The organism is Enterobacter nematophilus, assembly GCF_026344075.1.
In the GTDB taxonomy this organism is placed as follows: Bacteria; Pseudomonadota; Gammaproteobacteria; order Enterobacterales; family Enterobacteriaceae; genus Enterobacter; species Enterobacter nematophilus.
On sequence record NZ_JAPKNE010000015.1, the window covers coordinates 16,612 to 28,980 of the forward strand.

Annotated in this window: 8 protein-coding genes; all 8 read right to left on the reverse strand. The window is 52.5% G+C overall.

Annotation, left to right across the window (positions count from 1 at the left end; translation table 11 throughout):
* Window positions 1-4: 4 nt before the first annotated feature.
* On the reverse strand, window positions 5-4,228 hold the full coding sequence (gene rpoC, locus OSH03_RS21685) for a DNA-directed RNA polymerase subunit beta' (protein ID WP_028015097.1): 4,224 nt from the start codon (window positions 4,226-4,228) through the stop codon (window positions 5-7).
* A gap of 76 nt (window positions 4,229-4,304) precedes the next feature.
* Entirely contained in the window at window positions 4,305-8,333 is a 4,029-nt protein-coding gene (rpoB, locus tag OSH03_RS21690) for a DNA-directed RNA polymerase subunit beta (protein WP_061096566.1), read from the reverse strand.
* Between the two features lie 319 nt (window positions 8,334-8,652).
* Window positions 8,653-9,018 carry a 50S ribosomal protein L7/L12 gene (gene rplL, locus OSH03_RS21695; protein ID WP_002445276.1) on the reverse strand — a complete coding sequence of 122 codons (366 nt, stop codon included), beginning with the start codon at window positions 9,016-9,018 and terminating at the stop codon, window positions 8,653-8,655.
* 66 nt (window positions 9,019-9,084) lie between these two features.
* The gene (gene rplJ / locus OSH03_RS21700) at window positions 9,085-9,582 is read right to left on the reverse strand and encodes a 50S ribosomal protein L10 (protein WP_003862338.1); all 498 of its coding nucleotides are present in this window, start codon (window positions 9,580-9,582) and stop codon (window positions 9,085-9,087) included.
* Window positions 9,583-9,871: 289 nt separating this feature from the next.
* Window positions 9,872-10,576 carry a 50S ribosomal protein L1 gene (rplA, locus tag OSH03_RS21705; RefSeq protein WP_006810530.1) on the reverse strand — a complete coding sequence of 235 codons (705 nt, stop codon included), beginning with the start codon at window positions 10,574-10,576 and terminating at the stop codon, window positions 9,872-9,874.
* Window positions 10,577-10,579: 3 nt separating this feature from the next.
* Window positions 10,580-11,008, reverse strand: coding sequence for a 50S ribosomal protein L11 (gene rplK / locus OSH03_RS21710; protein ID WP_008503452.1), 429 nt, complete (start codon window positions 11,006-11,008; stop codon window positions 10,580-10,582).
* 156 nt (window positions 11,009-11,164) lie between these two features.
* Entirely contained in the window at window positions 11,165-11,710 is a 546-nt protein-coding gene (gene nusG, locus OSH03_RS21715) for a transcription termination/antitermination protein NusG (RefSeq protein WP_003862341.1), read from the reverse strand.
* Between the two features lies 1 nt (window position 11,711).
* Window positions 11,712-12,095, reverse strand: coding sequence for a preprotein translocase subunit SecE (gene secE, locus OSH03_RS21720; protein WP_003862342.1), 384 nt, complete (start codon window positions 12,093-12,095; stop codon window positions 11,712-11,714).
* Window positions 12,096-12,369 lie beyond the last annotated feature (274 nt).

Consider the following 12,369-nt stretch of genomic DNA (forward strand, 5'->3'; position numbering starts at 1 on the left):
ACGATTACTCGTTGTCGGAACCGCCCAGACCTGCGTTCAGCAGTTCTGCCAGGCTCGCGGATGCATCTTCAGCAGTAACCTGCGGTGCAGCTGGCAGTTCGCCCGCTGCGCGACGACGCATACGATCCTGGTGGTACGCATAACCGGTACCGGCCGGGATCAGACGACCCACGATGACGTTCTCTTTCAGACCGCGCAGTTCATCACGTTTACCTGCAACAGCGGCTTCGGTCAGGACACGAGTCGTTTCCTGGAACGATGCTGCAGAGATGAAGGACTCGGTTGCCAGAGACGCTTTGGTGATACCCAGCAGATCGCGTGCGAAGGTCGCACCGATTTTGCCATTCGCTTCCAGATCGCGGTTAGCGATCTTAACGCGTGAGTATTCAACCTGCTCGCCTTCCAGGAAGTCGGAGCTGCCCGCGTTTTCGATGGTTGCTTTCCGCAGCATCTGACGAACGATAACTTCGATGTGCTTATCGTTAATCTTAACGCCCTGCAGGCGGTATACGTCCTGTACTTCGTTAACAATGTAACGAGTAACAGCATGCACACCACGCAGACGCAGGATGTCGTGCGGCGCTTCTGGACCGTCGGAAACCACGTCACCACGTTCTACACGTTCACCTTCGAACACGTTGAGCTGACGCCACTTAGGAATCATCTCTTCGTACGGCTCGCTGCCATCTACTGGCGTGATAACCAGACGGCGCTTACCTTTGGTCTCTTTACCGAAGGAGATGATACCGCTGATTTCAGCCAGGATTGCAGGCTCTTTCGGACGACGTGCTTCGAACAGGTCCGCAACGCGTGGCAGACCACCGGTGATGTCCTTGGTACCGCCGGATTCCTGAGGAATACGCGCCAGGGTGTCACCAGAGCTGATCTGTACGCCATCTTCCAGCTGTACAATCGCTTTACCCGGCAGGAAGTACTGCGCAGGCATATCGGTACCTGGGATCAGAACGTCGTTACCCTGAGCATCAACGATTTTCAGTGCAGGACGCAGATCTTTACCACCGGTAGTACGTTCTGCAGAATCCAGAACTACCAGAGAAGACAGACCGGTCAGCTCGTCGGTCTGACGAGTAATGGTCTGGCCGTCGATCATGTCAGTAAAGCGGATGAAACCACTTACTTCGGTGATAACCGGCATGGTGTGTGGATCCCAGTTTGCAACGGTTTCACCGCCGGCAACCTGCTCGCCATCACCTTTCGCCATAACAGCACCGTAAGGCACTTTATAGCTCTCTTTGGTACGACCGAATTCGTCGATCAGCTTCAGCTCGGTGTTACGAGAGGTCACAACCAGCTTGCCTGCGGAGTTAACAACAGACTTCGCGTTGCTGAGCTTAATGCTACCTTTGTTTTTCACCTGAATGCTGGATTCAGCAGCCGCACGAGATGCCGCACCACCGATGTGGAACGTACGCATCGTCAGCTGTGTACCCGGCTCACCGATGGACTGTGCCGCGATAACGCCGATGGCTTCACCCTTGTTGATGATGTGGCCACGCGCCAGGTCACGACCGTAGCAGTGCGCACACACACCAAAGTCGGTGTCACAGGATACAACGGAACGCACCTTCACGGAGTCAACAGAGTTCGCTTCCAGCAGGTCACACCACTGTTCGTGCAGCAGCGTATTGCGTGGAACCAGAATGTCTGCGGTACCCGGCTTCAGAATGTCTTCCGCGGTCACACGACCCAGTACGCGATCGCGCAGCGGCTCTTTAACATCACCACCCTCGATAACCGGGGTCATGGTGATACCTTCGAGGGTGCCACAATCGTCTTCGGTTACAACCAGATCCTGCGCAACGTCAACCAGACGACGCGTCAGATAACCGGAGTTCGCTGTCTTCAGTGCGGTATCCGCCAGACCTTTACGCGCACCGTGCGTGGAGATGAAGTACTGGAGTACGTTCAGACCTTCACGGAAGTTCGCGGTGATTGGCGTTTCGATGATGGAGCCATCTGGCTTCGCCATCAGACCACGCATACCTGCCAGCTGACGAATCTGTGCCGCAGAACCACGCGCACCGGAGTCGGCCATCATGTAGATGCTGTTGAAGGAAACCTGCTGCTCTTCTACGCCGTCACGGTTAATAACGGTTTCGGTTTGCAGGTTATCCATCATCGCTTTGGATACACGATCGTTCGCCGCTGCCCAGATATCGATAACTTTGTTGTAGCGTTCGCCCGCGGTTACCAGACCAGACTGGAACTGCTCCTGGATCTCAGCAACTTCGGCTTCCGCTTCAGAGATGATCTCGTGTTTCTTCTCTGGGATGACCATGTCATCGATACCAACAGATGCACCTGAACGCGCTGCATAAGCAAAGCCGGTATACATTGTCTGGTCAGCGAAGATAACGGTCGGCTTCAGACCCAGAATGCGGTAACAGGTGTTCAGCATTTTGGAGATCGCTTTCTTGCCCAGCGCCTGGTTGACGATGGAGAAAGGCAGACCTTTCGGTACGATCATCCACAGAATGGCACGGCCGATAGTCGTGTCTTTCAGGCTGGTTTTCGCAACGAATTCGCCGTTTGCATCTTTTTCGTATTCGGTGATACGCACTTTAACGCGCGCATGCAGAGAGGCCAGGCCAGCACGATAAATACGCTCAGCTTCTTTAGGGCCAGTCAGCACCATGCCTTCGCCTTTGGCGTTAACACAGTCACGGGTCATGTAATACAGACCCAATACAACGTCCTGAGAAGGAACGATAATTGGCTCACCGTTCGCTGGAGACAGGATGTTGTTGGTAGACATCATCAGCGCACGCGCTTCGAGCTGGGCTTCCAGCGTCAGCGGTACGTGAACAGCCATCTGGTCACCATCGAAGTCGGCGTTATAGGCCGCACAAACCAGCGGGTGCAGCTGGATAGCTTTACCTTCGATCAGGACTGGCTCAAATGCCTGGATACCCAGACGGTGCAGCGTTGGTGCACGGTTCAGCAGTACCGGGTGTTCGCGGATAACTTCGTCCAGGATATCCCAAACGACAGCTTCTTCACGCTCAACCATTTTCTTAGCGGCTTTGATGGTGGTGGCCAGGCCACGCAGCTCCAGCTTGCCGTAGATGAACGGTTTGAACAGCTCCAATGCCATTTTCTTCGGCAGACCGCACTGATGCAGACGCAGGTATGGACCTACGGTGATTACAGAACGACCGGAGTAGTCAACACGCTTACCGAGCAGGTTCTGACGGAAACGACCCTGCTTACCTTTGATCATGTCGGCCAAAGATTTCAGAGGACGTTTGTTAGAACCGGTGATCGCACGACCGCGACGACCGTTATCCAGCAGGGCATCTACCGCTTCCTGCAGCATACGTTTTTCGTTGCGTACGATGATGTCTGGCGCAGCCAGATCCAGCAGACGTTTCAGACGGTTGTTACGGTTGATAACGCGACGATACAGATCGTTCAGATCGGACGTTGCGAAACGACCGCCATCCAGCGGAACCAGCGGACGCAGATCTGGCGGCAGAACCGGCAGAACGGTCAGGATCATCCACTCTGGTTTGTTACCAGACTGAACGAACGCTTCCAGCAGTTTGATACGCTTGGTCAGCTTTTTACGCTTGGTTTCGGAGTTGGTTTCGTTCAGCTCTTCACGCAGCTGCTCGCACTCCTGCTCCAGATCCATGCTCTTCAGCAGGGCCTGAATAGCTTCCGCACCCATCTTCGCGTCGAATTCGTCACCGAACTCTTCCAGCGCGTCCAGATACTGCTCTTCAGTCAGGATCTGGTGACGTTCCAGGTTCGTCATCCCGCCTTCGATAACAACATAAGATTCGAAGTACAGTACACGTTCGATATCGCGCAGCGGCATATCCAGCAGCAGACCGATACGGGACGGCAGAGATTTCAGGAACCAGATGTGAGCAGTCGGAGACGCCAGCTCGATGTGGCCCATACGCTCACGGCGTACTTTGGTCTGGGTCACTTCAACGCCGCACTTCTCACAGATCACACCACGGTGTTTCAGGCGCTTGTACTTACCGCACAGGCACTCATAATCTTTTACTGGCCCGAAAATACGTGCACAGAAAAGGCCGTCACGCTCAGGTTTGAACGTACGGTAGTTGATGGTTTCCGGCTTTTTAACTTCACCGAAAGACCATGAACGGATCATGTCTGGCGAAGCCAGAGCAATTTTGATCGCATCAAACTCTTCGGTTTTAGTTTGCGCTTTCAGAAACTTTAATAAGTCTTTCACGGATTTGCTCCCGTCGGAGTTAGCACACTCTGCTGTCGGGCGTTAACCCGACAGCAGTGACCTGTTTGAGCGAGAATTACTCGTCTTCCAGTTCGATGTTGATACCCAGCGAACGAATCTCTTTCAACAGTACGTTGAAGGATTCTGGCATGCCCGGTTCCATCTGATGGTTGCCGTCCACGATGTTTTTATACATCTTGGTACGACCGTTCACGTCATCAGACTTAACGGTGAGCATTTCCTGCAGGGTATATGCTGCGCCGTATGCTTCCAGCGCCCACACTTCCATCTCCCCGAAGCGCTGACCACCGAACTGTGCCTTACCACCCAGCGGCTGCTGAGTAACCAGGCTGTAAGAACCGGTAGAACGAGCGTGCATCTTGTCGTCGACCAGGTGGTTCAGTTTCAGCATGTACATGTAACCAACGGTTACTGGACGCTCAAACTGTTCACCGGTACGGCCGTCAAACAGCGTAATCTGACCAGACGTTGGCAGACCACCCAGTTGCAGCAGCTCTTTAATTTCAGCTTCTTTTGCACCGTCGAATACCGGCGTTGCAATTGGCATACCTTTGCGCAGGTTCTCTGCCAGACGCAGCACTTCTTCATCGCTGAAGGTGTTCAGGTCGACTTTCTGACGCACGTCGGTACCCAGATCGTAGGCACGCTGGATGAATTCGCGCAGTTTCGCGACTTCCTGCTGCTGTTTCAGCATGGCGTTGATCTTGTCGCCGATACCTTTCGCAGCCATACCCAGGTGGGTTTCCAGAATCTGACCGATGTTCATACGAGACGGTACGCCCAGCGGGTTCAGTACGATATCTACCGGCGTACCGTTAGCATCGTGCGGCATATCTTCGATCGGGTTGATCTTAGAGATAACACCCTTGTTACCGTGACGACCTGCCATCTTATCACCAGGCTGGATCTGACGTTTAACGGCCAGATAGACCTTAACAATCTTCAGCACGCCTGGTGCCAGATCGTCGCCCTGAGTGATTTTGCGGCGTTTCGCTTCGAGTTTTTTCTCGAACTCGTGTTTCAGTTCGTCATACTGCTCAGCCAGCTGTTCCAGCTGATTTTGTTTCTCTTCGTCGGTCAGGCCCAGTTCCAGCCAGCGATCGCGTGGCAGTTTGTCGAGCTTCTCAGCTTCAACGCCACCGGCAACCAGCACCGCATAGATACGGCTGAACAGACCTGCTTCGAGGATCTGCAGTTCTTCAGACAGGTCTTTCTTAGCCTGTTTGAGCTGCATCTCTTCGATTTCCAGCGCACGCTTATCTTTCTCAACGCCGTCACGAGTGAAGACCTGAACGTCGATAACCGTACCGGAAACACCGTTTGGTACGCGCAGAGAAGAGTCTTTAACGTCAGACGCTTTCTCACCGAAGATTGCACGCAGCAGTTTCTCTTCTGGCGTCAGCTGGGTTTCACCTTTTGGCGTAACCTTACCAACCAGAATGTCGCCGCCGGTCACTTCCGCACCGATGTAAACAATACCGGATTCATCCAGCTTGGAGAGCGCAGCTTCACCCACGTTAGGGATGTCGGCAGTGATCTCTTCTGGCCCCAGCTTGGTGTCACGGGACACACAGGCCAGTTCCTGAATGTGGATGGTGGTGAAACGATCTTCCTGAACCACACGCTCGGAGACGAGGATGGAGTCTTCGAAGTTGTAACCGTTCCACGGCATGAACGCTACGCGCATGTTCTGACCGAGCGCCAGTTCACCGAGGTCGGTGGACGGACCGTCTGCCAGCACGTCGCCGCGCTCAACTGGCTCACCCAGAGATACGCAAGGCATCTGGTTGATACAGGTGTTCTGGTTAGAACGGGTGTATTTGGTCAGGTTGTAGATGTCGATACCCGCTTCGCCCGGATACATCTCGTCTTCGTTAACTTTGATAACGATACGGGATGCATCGACGTACTGAACGGTACCGCCACGCTTAGCAACTGCAGTAACACCGGAGTCAACGGCAACAGCACGTTCCATACCGGTACCAACCAGCGGCTTATCAGCGCGCAGAGTTGGAACGGCCTGACGTTGCATGTTTGCACCCATCAATGCACGGTTGGCGTCATCGTGTTCCAGGAACGGGATCAGGGACGCACCGACGGATACCACCTGCTGGGTGGATACGTCCATGTAGTCAACCTGGTCGCGGCTGAACAAGCTGGATTCGCCTTTGCTACGGCAGGTAACCAGATCTTCTACAAAGTGGCCTTCGTCATCCAGGTTGGAGTTCGCCTGAGCGATAACGTAGTTGCCTTCTTCGATAGCAGACAGGTAGTGAATTTCGTCGGTAACAACACCGTCAGTCACTTTACGATACGGGGTCTCAAGGAAACCGTATTCGTTCGTCTGTGCGTACACGGACAGGGAGTTGATCAGACCGATGTTTGGACCTTCAGGCGTTTCGATTGGACACACGCGACCATAGTGAGTCGGGTGTACATCTCGAACTTCAAAGCCTGCACGTTCACGGGTCAGACCGCCCGGGCCGAGAGCGGAGATACGACGTTTGTGCGTAATCTCAGATAGCGGGTTGTTCTGGTCCATAAACTGAGACAGCTGGCTGGAACCGAAGAACTCTTTCACTGCTGCAGAAATCGGCTTGGCGTTGATCATATCCTGAGGCATCAGGGTATCCAGATCGCCCAGTGACAGACGCTCTTTCACCGCACGCTCTACACGTACCAGGCCAACGCGGAACTGGTTTTCCGCCATTTCGCCTACGGAACGGATACGACGGTTGCCGAGGTGGTCGATATCGTCCACTTCGCCTTTACCGTTACGGATATCGATGAGCTTCTTCATCACTTCGATGATGTCGTCTTTGCTCAGGATACCGGAACCTTCGATTTCGTCGCGCAGCAGAGAACGGTTGAACTTCATGCGACCAACCGCGGACAGATCGTAGCGGTCTTCGGAGAAGAACAGGTTCTCGAACAGGCTTTCAGCCGCTTCGCGAGTTGGTGGCTCACCAGGACGCATCATGCGGTAGATTTCGACCAGCGCGCTCAGACGATCGGTGGTTGGGTCGACGCGTACAGTCTCAGAGATGTACGGACCGTGGTCCAGATCGTTGGTGAACAGCGTTTCGATACGTTTGTGGCCAGACTGGCTCAGCTTAGCCAGCAGATCCAGGCTCAGCTCCATGTTAGCCGGGCAGATCAGCTCGCCAGTTGATTCATCAACGTAATCTTTCGCGGCTACTTTTCCTGCAATGTATTCAACCGGAACTTCGATGTGTTTGATATCATCTTTTTCCAGCTGGCGGATGTGGCGCGCGGTGATACGGCGACCTTTTTCCACATACACTTTGCCGTCGGCTTCGATGTCGAACGACGCGGTCTCACCACGCAGACGTTCCGGCACCAGCTCCATCTGCAGCTTGTTGTCGCGGATTTCAAAGATCACTTTCTCAAAGAACAGGTCCAGGATCTGCTCAGTGGTATAGTTCAATGCACGCAGAATGATGGTTGCAGGCAGTTTACGACGACGGTCGATACGGACAAACAGGTTGTCTTTTGGATCGAACTCGAAGTCCAGCCATGAACCACGGTAAGGAATGATGCGTGCGTTATACAGTACTTTACCGGAAGAGTGTGTTTTACCTTTATCGCTGTCGAAGAAGACGCCCGGGCTACGATGCAGCTGGGAAACGATAACACGCTCAGTACCGTTGATGACGAAAGTACCGTTGTCTGTCATGAGTGGAATCTCACCCATGTAGACTTCTTGTTCTTTAATGTCTTTTACGGTGCCTTCCGGCGCTTCGCGCTCGTAGATCACCAGACGCAGTTTTACGCGCAGCGGTGCGGAATAGGTCACGCCACGGATCTGACATTCCTGAACGTCAAACACCGGTTCGCCAAGGCGGTAGCTGACGTACTGCAGCTCGGAGTTACCGCTGTAGCTCTGAATCGGGAACACGGAACGGAAGGCTGCTTCCAGACCGTACTGCCCTTCAGGATCTTGCTCGATAAACTTCTGGAACGAGTCAAGCTGGATAGAAAGGAGATATGGAATGTCCAGAACTTGTGGACGTTTACCAAAATCCTTACGAATACGTTTTTTCTCGGTATAGGAGTAAACCATAGGGTTCCTCAGCTCGCTGACAAGTCGACCCATCTGTCCGACGAAGGGACAGTTTGTGCAACACCATTTTGTGGACCGGAAAATTGAATACTTTCCGCAATACCTGTTGCTATCACGCTTAAACCATTTCATTGCGATTTACACAGAGCGAGCACCCTGTCGCAGTATATTAAGTCGTCGATAGAAACAAGCATTGTCAGGACAATCAGCAGTCAAACAGTGTGAAATGCTACTGATGCCTTACAGCGCAAAAAGGCTGGTGACTAAAAAGTCACCAGCCATCAGCCTAATTGCTTAGGCTGCAACCAGAAAAGTTGGCTTATTTAACTTCAACTTCAGCGCCAGCTTCTTCCAGAGATTTTTTCAGTGCTTCTGCGTCGTCTTTGCTCACGCCTTCTTTCAGCGCAGCTGGAGCAGATTCTACCAGGTCTTTAGCTTCTTTCAGACCCAGGCCAGTTGCGCCACGTACTGCTTTGATAACAGCAACTTTGTTCGCGCCAGCAGCTTTCAGAATTACGTCGAATTCAGTTTTTTCTTCAGCAGCTTCAGCCGGGCCAGCAGCTACAGCTACAGCAGCAGCAGCAGAAACACCGAATTTTTCTTCCATTGCAGAAACCAGCTCTACAACGTCCATTACGGACATAGCTGCTACTGCTTCAATGATTTGATCTTTAGTGATAGACATTTAAATTGTTCCTGAAAATCAGAATAAGTTTATACGTAAGCAAATGCTTTATAAAGATAACTGCGATTAAGCAGCTTCTTTCGCATCGCGTACAGCAGCCAGAGTGCGAACCAGTTTGCCAGCCGCAGCTTCTTTCATGGTTGCCATCAGGCGTGCAATTGCTTCTTCGTAGGTCGGCAGGGTTGCCAGGCGATCGATTTGCGATGCCGGGATCAACTCACCTTCAAAGGCTGCAGCTTTGACCTCAAATTTTGCATTCGCTTTCGCGAACTCTTTGAACAGACGAGCAGCAGCGCCCGGGTGTTCCATAGAGTATGCAATCAGGGTCGGACCAACAAACGTGTCTTTCAGGCACTCGAACTGAGTACCTTCAACTACGCGGCGCAGCAGGGTGTTACGAACAACACGCATGTATACGCCAGCTTCACGACCTGCTTTACGCAGTTCAGTCATTTTGTCTACAGTAACGCCACGGGAATCCGCAACTACTGCAGACAGCGCGCCTTTGGCTACTTCGCTGACTTCAGCAACAATCGCTTGTTTGTCTTGAAGATTTAAAGCCATTAGCTTTGCTCCTGGATGTTTGCCGGAACTCATGTTCCGGAACTCACTTCACTCTTCCCAACGGAAAGAGCGTCTTAATACGGTGAGCAGAAACAAGCCAGAGTATTAAAAATAATCTTAGCGTTCTGTCACCGTCTACGCAGGGGATTAAGTCTCTTTCGAGACACCTGCGGTCTTCGACGGAGGCCTGGATAGGCCAGGCTCCAACGAACAATTCTTTTAGCCGCTAACTTTCGTTAGCAAACGTGGGGGTAAGATTGTAGACAAAATCACCGCCCACGTAAAGGCATTAGTTTGCAGCAGCGCTCAGGCCAGCCTGGTCAACTGCAACACCTGCACCCATGGTGGTGGAGATGCTAACTTTCTTGATGTACACGCCTTTCGCCTGAGTTGGTTTTGCTTTTTTCAGCGCAACCAGCAGAGCTTCCAGGTTTTCTTTCAGTTTGTCAGCGTCAAAGTCCACTTTACCGATGGTGGTGTGGATGATGCCGTTTTTGTCGTTACGATAACGAACCTGACCCGCTTTAGCGTTCTTAACCGCTTCAGCAACATTAGGCGTTACAGTACCCACTTTCGGGTTTGGCATCAGGCCGCGTGGACCCAGAACCTGGCCCAGCTGGCCAACAACGCGCATTGCATCTGGAGATGCGATAACAACGTCAAAGTTCATTTCGCCTTTCTTGATCTGATCAGCCAGATCTTCCATACCTACCAGTTCAGCGCCGGCAGCTTTAGCAGCTTCAGCGTTTGCACCCTGAGCAAATACAGCTACGCGAACGGAACGGCCAGTACCGTGTGGCAGTACAGTTGCGCCACGAACGTTCTGATCGGATTTACGAGCGTCGATGCCCAGGTTAACGGCAACGTCAACACTTTCAACGAACTTAGCAGTTGCCAGTTCTTTCAGCAGAGCGATAGCTTCGTTGATGTCGTACTGTTTGGTCGCATCAACTTTGTCACGGATCACGGACATGCGCTTGGTCAGTTTAGCCATTTCTTAGTCCTCCACTACCAGGCCCATGGAACGTGCAGTACCTTCGATGGAGCGAGTCATCGCTTCAATGTCGGCACCAGTCATGTCGGCAGCTTTGGTCTGCGCGATTTCCTGCAGCTGAGCGCGGGAAATTTTACCCACTTTGTCTTTGTTCGGTTTACCGGAACCAGACTTGATACCAGCCGCTTTCTTCAGCAGAACTGCTGCTGGAGGGGTTTTGGTAACGAAAGTGAAAGAACGGTCAGCGTAAACAGTGATTACGACTGGGATTGGCAGACCTTTTTCCAGGGATTCAGTTTTTGCGTTGAACGCTTTACAGAATTCCATGATGTTCACACCCTGCTGACCCAGAGCTGGACCAACTGGTGGACTTGGGTTCGCCATACCAGCTGCAACCTGCAGCTTGACGTAGGCTTGTACTTTCTTAGCCATTCTAAAATCCTCTGATTGGGTAATAGCGCCTCAGGGAGGCTCCCCGTGAATAAAATTCGTTTTACGGGCCGAGACCCATAAAAACAAAAGGCGCGAAATTGTATTCCAATCCCGCGCCTTGTGCAACGATTAAATCGTCGCTTTTTTGATCGCTGCTTAGGCTTTTTCTACCTGGGCAAAGTCCAGTTCTACCGGGGTCGCACGACCGAAGATAGAAACAGAAACTTTCAGGCGGGACTTCTCGTAGTCCACTTCTTCAACCACGCCATTAAAGTCAGCAAACGGACCGTCATTAACACGAACCATTTCACCCGGTTCAAACAGCGTTTTCGGACGCGGCTTATCACCCACCTGCTGCAGGCGGTTCATAATCGCATCAACTTCTTTGTCGCTGATTGGCGCCGGACGGTCAGACGTGCCGCCGATAAAGCCCATCACGCGCGGTACGCTGCGCACCAGGTGCCAGCTCGCGTCGTTCATAACCATCTGAACCAGCACGTAACCCGGGAAGAATTTGCGCTCGCTTTTGCGACGCTGGCCGCCACGGATCTCAACCACTTCTTCGGTCGGAACCATAACTTCGCCAAACAACTCTTCCATGTTGTGTAATTTGATATGCTCACGCAGCGACGTTGCTACGCGGCCTTCAAAACCGGAAAACGCCTGAACGACGTACCAGCGCTTTTTAGGGGCTTCAGACATCTCAGAACCTCAGGCCAGTGATAAAGGATACCAGGCGAACCAGAATACCATCCAGTCCCCACAGGATCAGTGACATTACAGCGGTAACCGCCGCTACGATCAGCGTGGTGTGCAATGTTTCCTGGCGAGTCGGCCAAATTACCTTGCGGACTTCGGTACGCGCTTCGCGGGCAAAAGCGACAGTCGCTTTGCCTTTCGTCGTCAACAGCGCGACACCACCCGCTGCAGCAATCAGAATTACCACTGCAAGCGCGCGTAGCGGCAGCATCATGTCACGATAAAGGTAGTTGCCGACAATCGCTACGATCAGCAGAACGGCTACTACTACCCATTTCATCGCTTCCAGGCCGCGCCCGCTCCCTTGAGCTTCGGTATTCGCACTCATAAACCAACCTGTCAGAAGTATTCTACAAACATTTTCACCCCGCGATCGCGAGGCAAACCAAATCGAAATGCTAATTCGCTTTTCGAATTATACGCTCTCTGCAGAGCCTGTCTCAGCAATGATTATGACAAAAATAATCACTGATGAGCCAGGTTCTGGCGTGAAAGCGTGCAAAAAGGGCATCAAATGATGCCCTTTTATTGCGCATTGCGTCAAATGTTATCAGCAATTAGCCGAGAACTTTAGCAACCACGCCCGCACCAACGGTACGGCC